This is a genomic window from Actinomadura sp. KC216, from assembly GCF_004348535.1.
In the GTDB taxonomy this organism is placed as follows: Bacteria; Actinomycetota; Actinomycetes; order Streptosporangiales; family Streptosporangiaceae; genus Spirillospora.
In genome coordinates, this window is the sequence record NZ_SMJX01000015.1 from 1 (window position 1) to 17572 (window position 17572).

The window sequence follows — 17572 nt, forward strand, 5'->3', positions numbered from 1 at the left end:
GGGCTGGGGCGGGACCAGGTCGGCTTCTACACCGCGCCGATCAAGGCGCTGGTGTCGGAGAAGTTCTTCGACCTCTGCGAAATGTTCGGGCGCGACAACGTCGGCATGATGACGGGCGACGCCAGCGTCAATGCGGACGCGCCCATCGTCTGCTGCACGGCGGAGGTGCTGGCCAATATCGCGCTACGGGACGGCGCCCAGGCCGACATCGGCGTCGTGGTCATGGACGAGTTCCACTTCTACGCCGAGCCCGAGCGCGGATGGGCGTGGCAGATACCGCTGCTGGAGCTGCCGCAGGCCCAGTTCTTGCTGATGTCGGCGACGCTCGGCGACGTGTCGTTCTTCCAGAAGGACCTGGCCCGCCGCACGGGGCGCCCGACCGCGCTGGTGACGTCGGCGGAGCGGCCCGTCCCGCTGATCTACGACTACCGGGTGACGCCGCTGCACGAGACGATCGAGGAGCTGCTCGCCGAGCAGAAGGCGCCGGTGTATCTGGTGCATTTCACGCAGGCGGCGGCGATCGAGCGGGCGCAGTCGCTGATGAGCATCAACGTGTGCACGAAGGCCGAGAAGGCGCGGATCGCGGAGCTGATCGGGAACTTCCGGTTCACGACGAAGTTCGGGCGGAACCTGTCGCGGTTCGTCCGGCACGGGATCGGGGTGCATCACGCCGGGATGCTGCCCAAGTACCGGCGGCTGGTGGAGCGGCTCGCGCAGGCCGGGCTGCTGAAGGTCATCTGCGGTACCGACACCCTGGGCGTGGGCGTCAACGTCCCAATCAGGACCGTGGTGTTCACCGCGCTCAGCAAGTACGACGGGCACCGGGTGCGGCGGCTCCGGGCGAGGGAGTTCCACCAGATCGCCGGGCGGGCCGGGCGCGCCGGGTTCGACACGGTCGGGTTCGTCGTCGCGCAGGCGCCCGAGCATGTGGTGGAGAACGAGAAGGCCCTGGCCAAGGCGGGGGACGACCCGAAGAAGCGGCGCAAGGTCCAGCGCAAGAAGCCGCCCGAGGGGTTCGTCGGGTGGGACGAGGACGTCTTCAAGAAGCTGCAGGAGGCCGAGCCGGAGATGCTCCGGTCCCGGTTCCAGGTCAGCCACGCGATGCTGCTGTCGGTGATCGCCCGTCCGGGCAACGCGTTCCAGGCGATGAAGCGGCTGCTGACCGACAACCACGAGGAGCCGGCGGCGCGGCGGAAGCACATCTCGCGGGCGATCGCGATCTACCGGTCGCTGCTGGCGGGCGGGGTCGTGGAGGTCCTGCCCGAGCCCGACGACATGGGGCGGTACGCGCGCATCACCGTCGATCTGCAGGAGGACTTCGCGCTCAACCAGGCGCTGTCGACGTTCGCGCTGGCCGCGTTCGAGGTCCTCGACCCGTCGTCGCCGTCGTACGCGCTGGACGTCCTGTCGGTGATCGAGGCGACGCTGGAGGATCCGCGGCAGATCCTCGCGGCGCAGGTCAACAAGGCCAAGGGCGAGGCCGTCCAGGAGATGAAGGCGGAGGGCATCGAGTACGAGGAGCGGATGGAGCTGCTCCAGGACGTCGACCATCCGAAGCCGCTGGAGGACGAGCTCGACGCCGCGTACGAGATCTACCGGGCCGGGCATCCGTGGGTCGGCGACCATCCGCTGCGCCCCAAGTCGGTCGTGCGCGACATGTACGAGCGGGCGATGACGTTCACCGAGTACATCGGGTTCTACGAGCTCGCGCGGGGCGAGGGGCTCGTCCTGCGGTACCTGTCGGGGGCGTACAAGGCGCTGCAGCAGACCGTCCCGGAGTCGATCAAGACCGATGACCTGATCGACCTGATCGAGTGGCTGGGGGAGCTGGTCCGGCAGGTCGACTCCAGCCTGCTGGACGAGTGGGAGCAGCTCGCGAACCCGCAGGACGAGGACCTGGACGAGCCGATCGAGGAGCGCGTCACGAAGGTGACCGCGAACGCGCGGGCGTTCCGGGTGCTGGTCCGCAACGCGATGTTCCGGCGGGTGGAGCTGGCGGCGCTGGAGCGCTACGCGGAGCTCGGTGAGCTCGACCCGGACTTCGGCGCCGGCGCCTGGGCGGACGCCATGGACGGCTACTTCGCCGAGCACGACGAGCTGTTCACCGGCCCGGACGCGCGGGGCCCGAAGCTGCTGCAGATCGAGGAGGTCCCGGACGACGCGCTGTGGCGCGTCCGGCAGGTGTTCGACGACCCCGAGGGGCACCACGACTGGGGCATCACCGCCGAGGTGGACCTGGCGGGCTCCGACCAGGCGGGCGAGGCCGTCATCCGGGTGACCGGCGTCGACCGCATGTGACACGGAAAGGGGATGGGCATGGTGCACGTCGCGGTGGCGCAGTTCGCGCCCGGCGTCGACAAGGACGAGAACCTCGCGGCGATCCGCAAGCTCGCGGAGGACGGGGCCGGGCGCGGCGTGCACGTCGTCGTGTTCCCCGAGTTCGCCATGTTCACGGCGCCGAAGCTGGACGAGCGGTTCCTCGACTCGGCCGAGCCGCTCGACGGCCCGTTCGCGTCCGGGCTCGCCGAGCTGGCGGGGCGGCTCGGCGTGCACGTCGTCGCGGGCGTGAACGAGCGGCTGGACGAGCCCGCCCGGATCTCCAACACGCTCCTCGCCTTCGGCCCCGGCGGCGACATCGTCGCCGAATACCGCAAGATGCACCTGTACGACGCGTTCGGCTACAAGGAGTCGGCGCTGGTCCGGCCCGGCGAGATCGGGGAGCCGGAGACGTTCACGGTCGAGGGCGTCACGTTCGGCCTGCAGACCTGCTACGACGTCCGGTTCCCGGAGGTGACGCGGCGGATCGTGGACGCGGGCGCCGACGTCCTCGCGCTGCCCGCCGACTGGGTGCCGGGGCCGCTGAAGGAGGACCACTGGCGGACGCTCGTCCGGGCCCGCGCGATCGAGAACACCATCTACGTCGCCGCCGCCGGGCAGTGCGCCCCGACCGGCGCCGGCAACAGCATGATCGTTGACCCGATGGGCGTGGTGACGGCCGGGCTCGGGGAGGGGACCGGCGTCGCGTCCGCCGAGGTGTCGCCGGAGCGCGTCGCGGCCGTCCGCGAGAAGAACCCGGCGCTCAGCCTCCGCCGCTTCGCGGTCACCCTCGCCGACCCCCACGCGGCTGAGGCATCGCGGTCAGGCCGCCCGTGACGCCGTCAGGCGTTCGATGCGGGCGCGCAGGGCCGGGACGTCCACCCCGGCCTCGGTGGCGAGCCGCACCGACAGGAACTCGTCGTCGTGCAGCAGGCCCAGCAGGATGTGCCCCTCGTGGATCGCCTTCTGCTTGAGCCTGATCGCGTGCCGCAGGCTCAGCTCCAGCGCCTTCTTCGCCTTCGGCGTGAAGGGGAGATGGCCCTTGGGGCCGCGGCATCTGCCGGGGGGAAGGTCCAGGGCGCCGGGCCCGAAGGTCCGCTCGGTCGCCTCCCGGACGGCGTCCAGGTCGATGCCGAGCATGCTGAGCGCCTCGGGGTCGAGCGGGTCCTCGCTCTTCCGGACGATCCGCGCCCGGAGGTCGGACGCGTCCAGCCCGTGCTCCGCCACCGCCCGCGTGATCTCCGCGCCGCCGCCGTCCAGGAGGGAGAGCAGGAGGTGCTCGGTGCCGATGTGATGGTGCCGCAGGCCCCGCGCCTCCGCCTGGGCGTCGACGACGACCCTGCGCGCGCCGTCGGTGAAACGCTCGAACATCGCGCTAGTCCTCCTTCTTGAGAATGCGGCGCTTGCCGCCGTGCTTCTTGTGGACGGCCTGCCGGCTCACGCCGAGGCAGACCGCGATGTCCTGCCACGAATAGCCCTGGTCGCGGGCGTTGGCGACCTGGAGGGCCTCCAGCCGCTCGGACAGCTCGCGCAAGGCCCGGACGGCCCGCAGCCCGACCGCGGGATCCCGGCTGCTCGCCTCCTGGGCGAGCGTCACTCCATCGCTCATGGCGTCAATGTAGGTTGACACCGGCGCCGATGTCAACCCATGTTGACGCGTGCGCGGAGGATCAGCGGACGGCCAGGAGCGTCGTCAGGAGGTCGTCCAGGTTGATCAGGCCCGCGACGCGGCCGTCGGGCGTCATGGCGAGGCCCAGGTGGCTGTGGTGGCGCTTCAGGAGGGCCACCGCCTCGCCGACCGGAGCGCCGATCGGCACCGCGGGCACCGGATGCGCCATCTCGCGGGCCGGGGTCCGGCGTCCGCGCGCACGGGCCAGGTAGGCGTCGCGGACGTGCACCATGAGGGACTCGCTCCCCGCGTCCCGCAGCATGATCCGGAGATGGCCGGTGCGGGCGGCGGTGTCGATGATCTCCTGCGGCGTCGCCCCGGCCGGTGCCGACACGATCCGGGAGACCGGGACGACGAGCCCGGCCAGCGGGGTGCGCGGTGCGTCCAGCGCGGCGGTCAGCAGGGACAGCTCGCTCTCCTCGATCAGCCCGAGGCGCCGCGAGTCCTGCGCGATGCTGCGCAGCTGCTCCGGCGTCCGCGACACCTCCCGCGAGTCGGCTGGCTCGATGCGGATCATGCGCAGGAGCAGGTTCGTCGTGCCGTTCAGCGCGGCCAGCAGCGGCCGGACGACGGTCGCGAACGCGCGGAACGGCAGCCCGAGCAGCGTCGCCGAGCGCTCCGGCGCGGTGATCGCCCACGACTTCGGCGCCATCTCCCCGACGACCATGTGCAGGAACGTGACGATCGCCAGGGCCAGGACGAACGCGACCGCGTGCGCGGCCCCGTCCGGCAGGCCCGCGGCATGGATCGGCGGCGTGAGCGTCGCCGCGAACACCGGCTCGGAGACCAGCCCGAGCCCGAGCGAGCACATCGTGATGCCGAGCTGAGCCCCGGCCAGGGTCAGCGACAGCTCGTCGATCCCCGCGATCGCGGCGGCCGCGGCCCGGCCGCCCCGCGCCGCGGCCCGCTCCAGGCGGGGCCGCCGCGCCGCGACCAGCGCGAACTCCGTCGCCACGAAGAAGCCGTTGCCGATCAGCAGCGCGAGGGTGACGAGCGCGCCCAGCGTCAGACTCACGAGTCCCCCTCGCCGGTCTCCCGGTCATCCGCGACGGCGCGGACGCGGATCAGCTCCGGCACGTGCCGGTGGACGGTCAGCACCTCGATGAACGCGGTGCGGGCGGGCTCGTCCAGGCGGGTCGGCGGCAGGTCGACGGTGACGACGTCGCCCGGGCGCGCGACCCGTCCGAGCCGTTTCAGCAGCAGGCCCGCGATGGTCTCGTAGTCGCCCTCGGGCAGCGCGATGCCGGTCTCGTGGGCGACCTCGTCCATGCGCAGGCCCGCGTCCGTCGTCCACCACTCGCCGGTGCGGATCGCGAGGTCCTCGCCGGGCTCGTTCTCGTCGGCGATCTCCCCGACCAGCTCCTCGGCGACGTCCTCCCAGGTCACCAGGCCCGCGAAGCCGCCGTACTCGTCCATCACGCAGGCGATCGGCGCGTCGGCGGCGCGCAGCCTGGTGAGCACGTCCGGCAGCGGCAGCGAGGACGGCAGCAGCAGCGGCGCCCTGGCGATGTCGCGGACGGTGGTGCGCTCCGCCTCGTCCGGGCCGAGGAGGATCAGCTCCTCCAGCCCGACGACCCCGACGAGGTCGTCGACGCTCTCGCCCACGACGGGATACCGTGAGTGCCCGGTCGCGGAGATCACGTCGCTCAGCTCGGCGGCGCGCGCCGCCGCCGGGACGGTCACCACGTCCACGCGCGGGACCATGACCTCCTCGGCGTCGCGCTCGGAGAACACCAGGGCCCGCTCCAGCAGGTCGGCGTGCCCCGCCTGGAGCTTCTCGCCGGACTCGCCGATGATGTGCCCGAGCTCCTGCAGCGTCGCGCCGTGGTGCAGCTCCTCCACCGGCTCGATCCCGGCGGCCCGGACGAGCCGGTTCGCGGCCGCGTCGAACAGCCGGATCAGCGGGCCCGCCACCGCCAGGTAGACGAGCGTGGACCCGGCCAGCACCCGCGCCAGCGCCTCCGCCCTGACCAGCGCCAGGTTCTTCGGGAACAGCTCGCCCAGGATCATCTGGACCACGGTGGCGAGGCCGAACCCGAGCGCCACCGCGATCCCGCCGGACGCCGCGTCCGGCACCCCGCCCGCCCGCAGCGCCGGGTCGATCAGGTCGGCCAGCGCGGGCTTGGCGATGAACCCGACGACGAGCGCGGTGACCGTGATGCCGAGCTGCGCGCCGGACAGCATGAACGACAGCCGCCGCATCACCCGCACGGCCCGCGCGGACGCCCGGTCGCCGTCCGCGGCGCGCTGGTCGAGGAGCGCCCGGTCGGCGGTGACGTACGCGAACTCCTGCGCCACGAAGTAGCCCGTCGCGGCCGTCAGCACGAGGACGGCCAGCAGCCCGAGCGCGGCGTTCACCCGGCCCTCCCTCCGTCGCGGGGGGTGTGCAAGATCCCCTTACCCGTCCGGCGGGGTTCTCCCCACCGGACGGTTGGGACGGTTATCGACCGCCGTGTGTGGAATGAACCCGGGGGAATGGGGCGGGGACGAGCAGAGGCCGCGGCCACGAGTTCGAGAGGGGCGCCCATGCCCAGACCGTTCGCGTCGTCCGCAGACCTGGGCGACAAGACGCAGACGCTGGAGGTCCTGGCGGACGGGGTGTACGCGCTCACCGCCGAGGGCGACCCGAACGTCGGGGCCGTCGAGGGGGAGGACTTCCTCGTCTGCTTCGAGGCCCTCGCGACGCCGGCCGCGGCCCGCGACTGGCTCGCCGTGCTGCGCGAGCACACCGACAAGCCGATCCGCTACCTGGTGCTGTCGCACTACCACGCCGTCCGGACCCTCGGCGCCAGCGCGTTCGGCGCGCCGATGATCATCGCGCACGACCTGACCCGCGCGCTGATCGCCGAGCGCGGCAAGGAGGACTGGGAGTCGGAGTACGGCCGGATGCCGCGGCTGTTCAAGGACCCGGACGGCATCCCCGGCCTCACCTGGCCGACCGTGACGTTCTCGCGGACGCTCACCATCGACCTCGGCGGCGACCGCGGCGACCTCGACCTCGCCTACTGCGGGCGCGGCCACACCGAGGGCGACCTCATCGCGTGGCTGCCGCGGCACCGGATCCTGTTCGCGGGCGACCTCGTCGAGACGCAGGCCGCGCTCTACACCGGTGACGCGTTCCACCGCGACTGGGCGTCCGGGACGCTCGACCACGTCGCCTCGTTCGGCGCCGAGACGCTCGTCGGCGGGCGCGGCGCCGTCGCGCACGGCCGGGACGCCGCCGACGCCGCCATCGGGCAGACCCGCGACTTCCTGACCACGATGATGCGCGAGACGAACAGGGTCCGGGTGGGCGGCGGGACGCTCAAGGACGCGTTCGGCGCCGTCCACGCCGCGCTCGCGCCCGCCTACGGCCGCTGGCCGATCTTCGAGCACTGCCTCCCGTTCGACGTCGCCCGCCTCTGGGACGAGCTGGACGGCGTCGAACGCCCCCGGATCTGGACCGCCGAACGCGACCGCGACGTCTGGGCCCGCCTCCAGGACTAGCGGATCGGCGCCCTGACCGCGGGACCGATCCCGTCCGCAGGACCAGTCCGGCAAGCACGGTCTGACGCCCACGTCAAGGACCGATGTCCGGATCTCGTGACAATCTGGAGGGAGCCGACCCCGCGTGATTAGGGTCGGAACCGGGCCCCCGGCACCCGCCACGTGCCGGGAACGACCCGCACCCGCCGGTTCGCTTCGCTCGACATACAGGGTTCCCACGCGGTGGGGAGTGCCGATGATTGTAGAAAGCCGTCCCCGTCCGGTGTTCGATCCCGGCATCTGCGATGACGACCGCGCCGTCCTCGCCGCCGCGCCGGAGCTGCTGGTCGCGGCGTGCAGGCCGCGCCCGCCTCGCCCCAGGCTCCGGCCCGTCACCGTCGCGGCGCGGCTGGTGTGGATCCCGGCGTTCGCGTTCTTCTACGGCGTCCTGCCCGGCGGCTGGCTCCGGGTGTTCTTCCTCGCCTCGCTCGACGGGGACGAGCTCGTCGGCGGCGCGGCCCGCTGGGGACGGCTGCCCGTCGCCGCGATGATGCTCACCCCGGCTCTGCAGGTCGTCCTGCTGCTTCTCGGCCAGACCGAGGCCGCCGCCGTCCTCGCGGCGGTGAGCTTCGGCGGGTGGGTCGCCGGCGCGCTGCGGTATGTCCGCGAACCGGCCGCCGCCCGCGCGGCCCGCGAGCACCACGGCTCCTACCTGCTGCCCGGCGACTTCGACCGGGCCGCCGCGCGGCTCCTCGTCCGCGCCCAGCGGGCCATCGACGCCGTCCTCGGGTCGCAGGCGCACGGCGCCGGGCTGCTCGACGACGTCAACAACGCGGTCGTCCTGCCGCGCCAGGAATGGGCGATCGCGGCCGCGCTCGCCGAGCACACGCGGCTGCGCCGGGAGCGCCGCGCCCAGCAGCCCGAGCGGCTCTCGCCGCGGGTCCGGGCCATGCTCGAACCGCAGGACCGCGCCCTGGAGCTGTCGGTCCGCTCGGTCACCCGGCGGATCGAGGCGCTGGAGGCGTACGCGCGCCGGGCGGGCGAGGCCGACGACGCCTACCACGAGTCGCGGGTGCTGCAGGAGCTGCCCGAGCAGAACGCCCGGTACCGGGACCTGCTCGCGAGCACCGTCGGGGACGAGATGGCGGGCGCGGAGATCCGCGGCATGGCCGAGGACGCGCACCGCGCGGAACGGGCGCTGCGGGAGCGCGTCACGAGCGCCCTGCGCGCCGGCCACGAGCTGAGGCTCCCCGCCGAGTAGGCCCGCCGTGCCGGGACGCGCCGGGTGACGCCCGCCGTGCCGCGCGCGCTGAGTAGGGCAGGGGCGGCCATTGTGTTGTCGCGTACCATTCCCGACGAATGCGGACCAGAAAAGGCGATTTGCCCGTTGTGCACGCAAGGGCCGGGGCGATGGGATATCCCACCACCCCGGCCCCGGGTGTGCGCCGTAACGCCGGCGGCGTCGCGGCCGGCCGTGCTAGTGCGCGGCCTCGTACTGCTCGATCACATTGGCGGGGATACGGCCCCGCTCATTGACCTTGATGCCGCGGCTCTTCGCCCACTCGCGAATCTCGGCGGACCGTTCGCGGCTGCCCGCGGTGCGGGCCGCGCGGCCGCCCCGGCCGGCGGGCTTGCGCGCCTTGCGGGCACCGGCCACGAACGGCTCCAGGCCGTTGCGCAGCTTGCTGGCGTTCTTCTTGCTCAGGTCGATCTCGTATGCGGTGCCATCGATGGAAAAGCTGACGGTCTCGTCAGCCTCGCCGCCGTCGATGTCATCCACGAGAAGGACTTCGACCTTCTGTGCCATGCGGGGACTCCCTCTTCTTGCTATGCGTCCGGCCTCGCGTCCGGATGTGCGTCGATGAATGCAGCATAGACCTCATCCGATATCTTGCCACGTTCAGAGACTTCGATGTTACTTCGCAATGCCCACGCGCGGACATCGCCGTTCGTGTAGCCCTTGATCTTCGCGGTGCGGGACTTGCGGCCCTTCCCGGCGGGCTTCACCTCGGCGGCGTTCTCGATGAAGGGCGCGAGCGCGTCCAGCATCTCGTTCAGGCGCTTGAAGTTGTCGTCGCTCAAGTCGATCGTGAACGTCCGGCCCAGGACTTCGAAGTCCCGCTTTGCGACATCGGCCCCTTCGGAGCCGTCGATGTCGTCCACCCGAATGACCTTCTCGGCCATGTGTACTCAGTGTTCCTTCCCCTCGCCTGCGCGGCGCCCCCGACCGTAGCGGATCAAGGTGCCGGGCGGTGCGCCGGGACGCGCCGTGGCAGGTGGAACCGCCGGTAGGCGGCACGCGCGTGTCGCGCCGGGGGCGTCTCGACCAAGTTCCGGTCAAAGGGTGCATGTCCGGTCGATCGGGGGGTAGCGGGCACCAGCAGTGACAGCAGCGCCGGCATCAGCACCGGGCCAATTCGCCGAGAAGGAGCCGAAACATGGTCGACCCCGCCGACCGGGAGGACCGGAAGCAGGAGCAGCTGGAGCACCGGCGGGTGAGCCCTGAAGGCGCGCGGCTCACCACCGATCAGGGAATCAGGGTCGACGACACCGACAACTCGCTGTCGGCGGGCGAACGCGGCCCGTCCCTGATGGACGACTTCCATCTCCGTGAGAAAATCACCCATTTCGACCACGAGCGGATCCCGGAACGGGTCGTGCACGCGCGCGGCGCGGGCGCCTACGGCCATTTCCGGCTGCACGAGTCGCTCGCGGCCTACACCACCGCCGAATTCCTGTGCGACACGTCGCTGACGACGCCGGTTTTCGTGCGGTTCTCGACGGTCGCCGGATCGCGCGGTTCGGCCGACACCGTCCGGGACGTCCGCGGCTTCGCGACGAAGTTCTACACCCGGCAGGGCAACTTCGACCTCGTCGGGAACAACATGCCCGTTTTCTTCATCCAGGACGGCATCAAGTTCCCCGACTTCGTGCACGCGGTGAAGCCCGAGCCGCCGAACGAGATCCCGCAGGCGTCGTCCGCGCACGACACCCTCTGGGACTTCGTCCAACTGCAGCCCGAGACCATGCACATGATGATGTGGCTGATGTCGGACCGGGCGCTTCCGCGCAGTTTCGCGATGATGCAGGGATTCGGCGTCCACACGTTCCGGCTCGTCAACGCCGAGGGGCGGCCGACGTTCGTGAAGTTCCACTGGAAGCCGCGGCTCGGCACCCACTCGCTCGCCTGGGACGAGACGCAGAAGATCGCCGGCAAGGACCCCGACTTCAACCGCCGCGATCTCTGGGACCGGATCGCCGCCGGAGACTTCCCCGAATACGAGTTCGGGGTGCAGCTCGTCGCGGCCGAGGACGAGCACAGGTTCGGGTTCGACCTGCTCGACCCGACCAAGATCATCCCGGAGGAGGAGGTCCCGGTGCGGCCGGTCGGCACGCTGACCCTGGACCGCAACCCCGACAACTTCTTCGCCGAGACCGAGCAGGTCGCCTTCCACATCGCCAACGTCGTGCCCGGCATCGACTTCACCAACGACCCGCTGCTCCAGGCGCGGCTGTTCTCCTACCTGGACACGCAGCTGATCCGGCTCGGCGGGCCGAACTTCCCGCAGATCCCCGTCAACCGGCCGGTCGCCGACGTCCGCAACCACCACCGCGACGGCTACCACCAGATGGACGTCCACCAGGGGCAGGCGAGCTACCACAAGAACACGCTGTCGGGCGGCTGCCCGGTCGTCGGCGGCGAGGGCTCCTTCACCCACTACGAGGAGCGGGTGGACGGCTCCAAGATCCGCAAACGGAGCGACAGCTTCGAGGACCACTACTCCCAGGCGACGCTGTTCTGGAACAGCATGACCGACTGGGAGAAGGAGCACATCGTCGGAGCGTTCCGGTTCGAGCTGGGCAAATGCGAGCACAAGCACGTCCGCGAGGGCGTCGTCGAGCAGCTCAACCACGTCGACCACGACCTGGCCCGCCAGGTCGCGGACGGCGTCGGGGTCGAGCCGCCGAAGGCGCCGGCGTCGGCCAACCACGGGCGCAGCTCGCCCGCGCTGAGCCAGGCGAACGCGCCGGGCTCCGTCCAGGGCCGCAAGATCGCGATCCTGGCGGCGGACGGCGTCGACTCGGCGGCCGTCGCCGCGGTCGGCGGCGCGCTCAAGGACGCGGGCGCGATCTGCGAGATCCTCGCCGCGAAGGACGGGTTCGTCCAGGCGGCCAACGGGGGCCAAGTCGAGGTCACCCGGGCGATGCCGACCATGGCGTCCGTCCTGTACGACGCGGTGCTGGTGCCCGGCGGCGAGGAGAGCGTCCGGACGCTCGCGCAGGACGGCGACGCCGTCCACTTCGTCGCGGAGGCGTTCGTGCACTGCAAGGCGATCGGCGCCCTCGACGCGGGCATCGGCCTGCTGGAGCGCGCCGGGCTCACGGGCGTGGAGTTCGCCGGTGGCGACACGGCGGTCAGCGACACGGGCGTCGTCACGGGCCGCGGGCCGGGCGGCGACTTCTCCGCCAAGCTGATCGACGCGGTGAAGGCCCACCGGCACTGGACGCGCGCCAAGTCGCACGTGCCCGCCTGACGCCCGGCGGGGGCCAGGCGGGGGCGGTGGGAGAGTTCGGGGCCGTCAGGCCAGGCCCAGCTCGCGCTTGACGGCCTCGAACTCGACCGCCATCGCCTCCGACAGCGCCAGCGCGCCCGACAGCGGCCGGACCATGACGCAGAACTCGTCGATCAGCCCGTCGTCGTCATGGTGGAGGAAGTCGCAGCCGTGGAGTTCCCTGTCGCCGACCCGCGCCTTGAAGACCAGCGCGTGGTCGCGCCCGCCGCCGATCTCCCGGACGTAGCGGAAGTCGGTGAGCACCCGCGTCACCGCGCGCAGGATCGCCGAGACCGCCGCGCGTCCCTGGTACGGCGCGTACGCGACCGGGCTGAGGAACGTGACGTCCTCGGCCAGCAGCGCCGGGAGGGCGGCGAGGTCGCCCTTCTCGATGGCCGCGCGGAACGGGTGCATCGGGCCCACCTCCATGCTCGCCCGGGGAGTCGCGGGCAAGCCTAGAGGCAGCGGACCCGATCCGCGATCAAGGGCGGTTCAGGCGGACGCGCGGTTCAGGGGCGAGCGCGGTTCAGGCGGTCTCGGGCTGGAGCAGCACCTTGATCGCCCCGTCCTGCTTCTTCTGGAAGATCTCGTAGGCGAGCGGTGCCTTCTCCAGCGGCCAGCGGTGCGTCGCGAGGTCCATCACGCCGAGCGGGTCGGCGTCGTCGGACACCAGCGGCAGCAGGTCGTCGATCCACCGCTTGACGTGCGCCTGGCCCATCCGGAGCGCGATGCCCTTGTCGAACATCCGCAGCATCGGCAGCGGGTCGGTCATGCCGCCGTAGACGCCGATGATCGAGATCGTCCCGCCGCGCCGGACGATCTCGATCGCCATGGCGAGCGCGGCGAGCCGGTCGACGCCGAACCGCGACATCAGCGGCGCGGCGGCGCCGCCCGGGAGCAGCCCGGCGAGGGTCTGCGCGAACTTGGCGCCGGGCGAGCCGTGCGCCTCCATCCCGACCGCCTCGATCACCGAGTCGGGGCCGCGGCCGCCGGTGATCTGCCGGACCGCGTCCGGGACGTCGTCGGCGCCGTCGGCGTCGATCACCTCGATGCCGTGCCGCCGCGCCATCTCCAGCCGCTCCGGCACGAAGTCGATCGCGATCACGCGGTGGCCGTGATGGCGGGCGATGCGGGCCGCCATCTGCCCGATGGGCCCGAGGCCGAGCACGGCGACCGTCCCGCCCTCCGGGACATCGGCCCACTCGACGGCCTGCCACGCGGTCGGCAGCACGTCGGACAGGTACACGAACCGCTCGTCCGGCGGGCCCTCCGGCACCCTGATCGGCCCGAAGTGGGCCTGCGGGACGCGCAGGTACTCCGCCTGCCCGCCCGGGACCTGCCCGTACAGCCTGGTGTAGCCGAACAGCGCGGCGCCCATCCCCTCGTCGCGGACCTGCGTGGTCTCGCACTGGGCGTACAGCCGCATCTCGCACATGTGGCAGCGGCCGCACGAGATGTTGAACGGGATGACCACGCGGTCGCCGGGCTTGACGTGGGCGACGTCGGCGCCGGTCTCCTCGACGATCCCCATCGGCTCGTGGCCGAGGACGTCGCCCTCGCTCATGAACGGCCCGAGCACCTCGTACAGGTGCAGGTCCGAGCCGCAGATCCCGGACGAGGTCACCCTGATGATCGCGTCGTCCGGCTCCTTGAGCTCGGGGTCGGGCACCTGCTCGACGCGGACGTCGCGCTTGCCGTGCCAGGTGACAGCCTTCATCGTGTCCTCCAGGAATGGGTGCGGATCAGCGGGCGTAGGTGCCGACCAGGGTCGCCGAGGCGAGCACGTCGTCCTTCAGGGACGCGCGCAGGTCGTCCATCGAGAACCCGGACGTCAGCCCGGACGGCCCGCGCAGCGCGTAGAGGGTGAAGACGTAGCGGTGCGGCGGGTCGCCGGGCGGCGGGTGCGGGCCGCCGTAGCCGTTGTCGCCGTAGCCGTTGCGGCCGCGGGCGATGCGCGGGGGCTCCTCGCCCGCCGCGAGCCCGTCGCGCTCGGGCGGGATGCCGCCGAGCATCCAGTGCACGAACGTGCCGCCGGGCGCGTCCGGGTCCTCGCACGTCAGCGCGAGCTCCAGGCACGCGGCCGGCACCCCCGACCAGCGCAGCTCGGGGGAGAGGTCGCCCGACTCGTGCGAGTACGCCGGCGGGATCGGATCGTGGTCGGCGAACGCGGGGCTCCGCAGCGATATCTCCTCCATGGTCCCCTCGTGCCCGATGACGGCGTTTGAAACGGGGCTGTCGCGGCATGTGCCCGGTGGGCTCGGACGAGGAGGGGAGGCCGGATGACCGCCGTGCGGGGCAGGGACGACACCAGCGTCGCCGACGCGCTCGCGCGGCACCGCAAGGGCACAAGGATCGGCCACGTCCTCGCGACGACCGACCACAAGATGGTCGGCTACCTGTACCTGACGACCTCGTTCGCGATGTTCCTGATCGCCGGGCTGATGGCGATGCTGATGCGCGCCGAGCTGCTGGAGCCCGGCCGGCAGGTGATGAGCAACCAGCAGTACAACGAGCTGTTCACCATCCACGGCACGATCATGATGCTGCTGTTCGCGACGCCGCTGTTCCTCGGGTTCGCGAACGTGATCGTCCCGCTACAGATCGGCGCGCCCGACGTGGCGTTCCCGCGGCTGAACACGCTCACCTACTACCTGTTCCTGTTCGGGTCGCTGACCGTCCTGTCCGGGTTCCTGATGCCGGGCGGCGCGGCGGCGTTCGGCTGGTTCGCCTACGCGCCGCTGACGTCGGAGACGTTCTCGCCCGGCCGCGGCGCCGACCTGTGGATCATGGGGCTGATCGTCTCCGGGGTCGGCACGACGCTGACCGCGGTCAACCTGATCACCACGATCATCGGGATGCGCGCCCCCGGCATGGTGATGTTCCGGATGCCGATCTTCTGCTGGAACACGCTGCTCACCGGCCTGATGGTGATCATCGCGTTCCCGGTGCTGGCCGCGGCGCTGTTCGCGTTGGAGGCCGACCGCAGGCTCGGCGCGCACATCTACGACGGCGCGCACGGCGGCGGGCTGCTGTGGCAGCACCTGTTCTGGTTCTTCGGCCATCCCGAGGTCTACATCGTGGCGCTGCCGTTCTTCGGCATCATCACCGAGATCATCCCGGTGTTCGCGCGCAAGCCGCTATTCGGCTACCTCGGCATGGTCGCCGCCACGATCGCGATCACCGGCCTGTCGATGACGGTGTGGGCGCACCACATGTTCGCCACCGGTCAGGTGCTGCTGCCGTTCTTCTCGATCACCTCGTTCATGATCGCCGTCCCGACCGGGATCAAGTTCTTCAACTGGGTCGGGACGCTCTGGAAGGGGCATCTGACGTTCGAGACGCCGATGCTGTTCGCGCTGGGGTTCCTGACGACGTTCCTGTTCGGCGGGCTGACCGGCGTGATCCTGGCGTCCCCGGCGATGGACTTCCACCTCACCGACTCGTTCTTCGTCATCGGGCACCTGCACTACGTGCTGTTCGGCACCGTCGTGTTCGCCATGTTCGGCGGGTTCTACTTCTGGTGGCCGAAGATGACCGGCCGGATGCTGGACGAGACCTGGGGCAAGATCCACTTCTGGTCGCTGTTCGTGGGCTTCCACACGACGTTCCTCGTCCAGCACTGGCTCGGCGCGGAGGGCATGCCGCGCCGCTACGCCGACTACCCCGAGCAGTTCGCGACGCTGAACTTCATCTCGTCGGTCGGGTCGTTCGTGCTGGGCGCGTCGACGTTCGCGTTCCTGTGGAACGTGCTGCGCACCTGGCGGCGCGGCGAGAAGGTCGGCGTGGACGACCCGTGGGGGACCGGCGGCTCGCTGGAGTGGGCGACGTCCTGCCCGCCGCCGCGGCACAACTTCACCACGATGCCGCGGATCCGCTCGATCCGTCCCGCGTTCGACTTGCGCTACCCGCCGAAGGACGCGTGACCTACTCGCCTTCGCCGTCCCGGCGCTGCCCGCCCTGGCGGAGGTCGCCCTGGCCGCCGCCGTGCGACTCGCTCTGGTAGTTGAGGTAGAAGCGGTTGACGCGCGTCCGGACCTGCGTGCGCGCGCGGTCCGGCGTCGGCAGCGGGATGAGGTGGTGCGGGTAGGGCGCGACGAGCTCGCCCGGCTGCCGGGCCCGCAGAAGGGCCTCCTGCTCGTCCGACGGCCGCTCATGCCGCTCGTGGAACCCGCCCTCGGGGCTCAGCCTGATCAGCCCGCTCTCCACGCCCTCCACGCGCTGCTGGAGGTCGCGGCGCTGCAGGCTCAGGCAGACCCGCCGGGTGACGGTGAACGCCAGGAGCGGCGCGACGAAGAAGCCCACGCGGAAGAACCACGTCGTCCAGAACAGCGGGATGCCGAACACGTACGCGAGGACGTCGTTGCCGCCCGCCGCCCACAGGTTGCCGTACCAGGCGATGGCCGCCGCGCCGATCGCCGTCCGGGTCGCGGCGTTGCGCGGCCGGTCGAGGAGGTGGTGGAGGCGCTCGTCTCCCGTCGCCCAGCGCTCCACGAACGGGTACATCGCGATGAGCGTGAGGAACACCCCCGGCAGGACGACGGCGGGCAGCAGCACGTTCCACGAGACCGTGTGCCCGAACACGGTCGTCGACAGCGGCGGCATGATCCGCAGCGCGCCTTCGAGGAAGCCGACGTACCAGTCGGGCTGCGAGCCGACCGAGACCTGGTCCGGCTCGTACGGCCCGTACAGCCAGATCGGGTTGATCTGCGCGAACGCCGCCAGCCCGGCCAGGACGCCGAACACGTAGAGGAAGTACGCGGCGCTCTGCACGGCGAAGTTCGGGAACGTCGGCTCGCCGGTCACCGACCGCTCGCGCCGTCCGCGGCCCGGCCAGATCGTGTGCGTCTGATGCCAGAGGATCATCAGGTGCGCGGTGATGAGCGCGAGCAGCAGCCCCGGGATGAGCAGGATGTGGACGGTGAACAGCCGCGGCAGGAACGTCTCGCTCGCCGGGAACTCGCCGCCGAACACCCACAGGCTCAGGTACGTCCCGGCGAGCGGGATCGACATCACGATGCCCTGCATGATCCGCAGCCCGGTGCCGGACAGCAGGTCGTCCGGAAGCGAGTACCCGGCGAACCCCTCGGCCATCGCCAGCGCGAACAGCGTCACGCCGATCAGCCAGTTGACCTCGCGCGGCTTGCGGAACGCGCCGGTGAAGAAGATCCGCATCAGATGGATCGTGATCGCCGCGAGGAAGACGATCGCCCCCCAGTGGTGGATCTGCCGCATCAGCAGCCCGCCCCGCACGTCGAACGAGATGTGCAGCGTGGACGCGTACGCCTCGCTCATCGTGAGCCCGTTCAGCGGCGTGTAGGAGCCGTCGTAGACGACCGTGGCACCGGACGGCTTGAAGAACAGCGTCAGGTACACGCCGGTGATCAGCAGGACGATGAACGAGTACAGCGCGATCTCGCCCAGCAGGAACGACCAGTGCTTCGGGAACGCCTTCCCGATGTTGCGGTGCAGGAACTCCGTGGAGCCGAGCCGGTCGTTGACGCCCCACGCGAGCCTTCCGAGTCTCTCGGCCTTCGCGCCGCCCTTCCGACCCGCCATCGAGCTTTCTCCC

Annotated in this window: 16 protein-coding genes; 6 read left to right on the forward strand and 10 right to left on the reverse strand. The window is 71.3% G+C overall.

Annotation, left to right across the window (positions count from 1 at the left end; genetic code table 11):
* The coding region (locus E1264_RS04610; protein ID WP_132169883.1) for a DUF3516 domain-containing protein at positions 1–2298 on the forward strand (2298 nt) is incomplete at its 5' end.
* 18 nt (positions 2299–2316) lie between these two features.
* Positions 2317–3153, forward strand: coding sequence for a carbon-nitrogen hydrolase family protein (locus E1264_RS04615; RefSeq protein ID WP_132169953.1), 837 nt, complete (start codon positions 2317–2319; stop codon positions 3151–3153).
* Here E1264_RS04615 and E1264_RS04620 read toward each other — a convergent pair.
* The 4 genes from E1264_RS04620 to E1264_RS04635 all read right to left on the reverse strand — a co-directional run bounded on the left by E1264_RS04620 (position 3139) and on the right by E1264_RS04635 (position 6343).
* Positions 3139–3687, reverse strand: a complete 549-nt coding sequence (locus E1264_RS04620) for a Clp protease N-terminal domain-containing protein (RefSeq protein ID WP_132169885.1) — start codon at positions 3685–3687, stop codon at positions 3139–3141. The genes E1264_RS04615 and E1264_RS04620 overlap by 15 nt on opposite strands.
* A gap of 4 nt (positions 3688–3691) precedes the next feature.
* Positions 3692–3925, reverse strand: a complete 234-nt coding sequence (locus tag E1264_RS04625; protein ID WP_132169887.1) for an RNA polymerase subunit sigma-70 — start codon at positions 3923–3925, stop codon at positions 3692–3694.
* A 61-nt stretch (positions 3926–3986) separates the two neighbouring features.
* Positions 3987–5000: a hemolysin family protein gene (locus E1264_RS04630; protein ID WP_132169889.1), complete on the reverse strand. Its 1014-nt coding sequence runs from the start codon at positions 4998–5000 to the stop codon at positions 3987–3989.
* Positions 4997–6343 carry a hemolysin family protein gene (locus E1264_RS04635; protein WP_132169891.1) on the reverse strand — a complete coding sequence of 449 codons (1347 nt, stop codon included), beginning with the start codon at positions 6341–6343 and terminating at the stop codon, positions 4997–4999. Before E1264_RS04635 ends, E1264_RS04630 begins: the two co-directional genes overlap by 4 nt.
* A 168-nt stretch (positions 6344–6511) precedes the next feature.
* Here E1264_RS04635 and E1264_RS04640 point away from each other — a divergent pair, with 168 nt between their 5' ends.
* A complete protein-coding gene (locus E1264_RS04640; protein WP_132169893.1) occupies positions 6512–7471 on the forward strand; it encodes an MBL fold metallo-hydrolase in 960 nt (319 codons plus the stop codon).
* A gap of 235 nt (positions 7472–7706) precedes the next feature.
* Positions 7707–8711, forward strand: a complete 1005-nt coding sequence (locus tag E1264_RS04645; RefSeq protein WP_132169895.1) for a hypothetical protein — start codon at positions 7707–7709, stop codon at positions 8709–8711.
* A 216-nt stretch (positions 8712–8927) separates the two neighbouring features.
* On the opposite strand, the gene E1264_RS04650 is transcribed toward E1264_RS04645, so the two are convergent.
* On the reverse strand, positions 8928–9257 hold the full coding sequence (locus E1264_RS04650) for an Lsr2 family protein (RefSeq protein WP_132169897.1): 330 nt from the start codon (positions 9255–9257) through the stop codon (positions 8928–8930).
* A 20-nt stretch (positions 9258–9277) separates the two neighbouring features.
* A complete protein-coding gene (locus E1264_RS04655; protein ID WP_132169899.1) occupies positions 9278–9634 on the reverse strand; it encodes an Lsr2 family protein in 357 nt (118 codons plus the stop codon).
* A gap of 254 nt (positions 9635–9888) precedes the next feature.
* Between E1264_RS04655 and E1264_RS04660 the strand changes: the two genes are divergently transcribed.
* Positions 9889–11985 carry a catalase gene (locus tag E1264_RS04660; RefSeq protein WP_132169901.1) on the forward strand — a complete coding sequence of 699 codons (2097 nt, stop codon included), beginning with the start codon at positions 9889–9891 and terminating at the stop codon, positions 11983–11985.
* 45 nt (positions 11986–12030) lie between these two features.
* Here the strand turns inward: E1264_RS04660 and E1264_RS04665 are convergent, their stop codons facing one another.
* The 3 genes from E1264_RS04665 to E1264_RS04675 all read right to left on the reverse strand — a co-directional run bounded on the left by E1264_RS04665 (position 12031) and on the right by E1264_RS04675 (position 14198).
* Entirely contained in the window at positions 12031–12417 is a 387-nt protein-coding gene (locus E1264_RS04665; RefSeq protein ID WP_132169903.1) for a nuclear transport factor 2 family protein, read from the reverse strand.
* A gap of 112 nt (positions 12418–12529) precedes the next feature.
* Positions 12530–13720, reverse strand: coding sequence for a zinc-dependent alcohol dehydrogenase (locus E1264_RS04670; RefSeq protein ID WP_132169905.1), 1191 nt, complete (start codon positions 13718–13720; stop codon positions 12530–12532).
* Between the two features lie 25 nt (positions 13721–13745).
* A complete protein-coding gene (locus tag E1264_RS04675; protein WP_132169907.1) occupies positions 13746–14198 on the reverse strand; it encodes a YbhB/YbcL family Raf kinase inhibitor-like protein in 453 nt (150 codons plus the stop codon).
* 84 nt (positions 14199–14282) lie between these two features.
* Here E1264_RS04675 and ctaD point away from each other — a divergent pair, with 84 nt between their 5' ends.
* The gene (ctaD, locus tag E1264_RS04680) at positions 14283–15926 is read left to right on the forward strand and encodes a cytochrome c oxidase subunit I (protein ID WP_132169909.1); all 1644 of its coding nucleotides are present in this window, start codon (positions 14283–14285) and stop codon (positions 15924–15926) included.
* Position 15927: 1 nt separating this feature from the next.
* Here ctaD and E1264_RS04685 read toward each other — a convergent pair whose 3' ends face one another.
* Positions 15928–17559: a ubiquinol-cytochrome c reductase cytochrome b subunit gene (locus E1264_RS04685; protein WP_132169911.1), complete on the reverse strand. Its 1632-nt coding sequence runs from the start codon at positions 17557–17559 to the stop codon at positions 15928–15930.
* Positions 17560–17572 lie beyond the last annotated feature (13 nt).

Bases quoted from the DNA above. Each gene is read 5' to 3' on its own strand.
- E1264_RS04615 (WP_132169953.1), top strand. From the start codon at position 2,317: ATGGTGCACGTCGCGGTGGCGCAGTTCGCGCCCGGCGTCGACAAGGAC.
- E1264_RS04620 (WP_132169885.1), bottom strand. From the start codon at position 3,687: ATGTTCGAGCGTTTCACCGACGGCGCGCGCAGGGTCGTCGTCGACGCC.
- E1264_RS04625 (WP_132169887.1), bottom strand. From the start codon at position 3,925: ATGAGCGATGGAGTGACGCTCGCCCAGGAGGCGAGCAGCCGGGATCCC.
- E1264_RS04640 (WP_132169893.1), top strand. From the start codon at position 6,512: ATGCCCAGACCGTTCGCGTCGTCCGCAGACCTGGGCGACAAGACGCAG.
- E1264_RS04645 (WP_132169895.1), top strand. From the start codon at position 7,707: ATGATTGTAGAAAGCCGTCCCCGTCCGGTGTTCGATCCCGGCATCTGC.
- E1264_RS04650 (WP_132169897.1), bottom strand. From the start codon at position 9,257: ATGGCACAGAAGGTCGAAGTCCTTCTCGTGGATGACATCGACGGCGGC.
- E1264_RS04655 (WP_132169899.1), bottom strand. From the start codon at position 9,634: ATGGCCGAGAAGGTCATTCGGGTGGACGACATCGACGGCTCCGAAGGG.
- E1264_RS04660 (WP_132169901.1), top strand. From the start codon at position 9,889: ATGGTCGACCCCGCCGACCGGGAGGACCGGAAGCAGGAGCAGCTGGAG.
- E1264_RS04665 (WP_132169903.1), bottom strand. From the start codon at position 12,417: ATGCACCCGTTCCGCGCGGCCATCGAGAAGGGCGACCTCGCCGCCCTC.
- E1264_RS04670 (WP_132169905.1), bottom strand. From the start codon at position 13,720: ATGAAGGCTGTCACCTGGCACGGCAAGCGCGACGTCCGCGTCGAGCAG.
- E1264_RS04675 (WP_132169907.1), bottom strand. From the start codon at position 14,198: ATGGAGGAGATATCGCTGCGGAGCCCCGCGTTCGCCGACCACGATCCG.
- ctaD (WP_132169909.1), top strand. From the start codon at position 14,283: ATGACCGCCGTGCGGGGCAGGGACGACACCAGCGTCGCCGACGCGCTC.
- E1264_RS04685 (WP_132169911.1), bottom strand. From the start codon at position 17,559: ATGGCGGGTCGGAAGGGCGGCGCGAAGGCCGAGAGACTCGGAAGGCTC.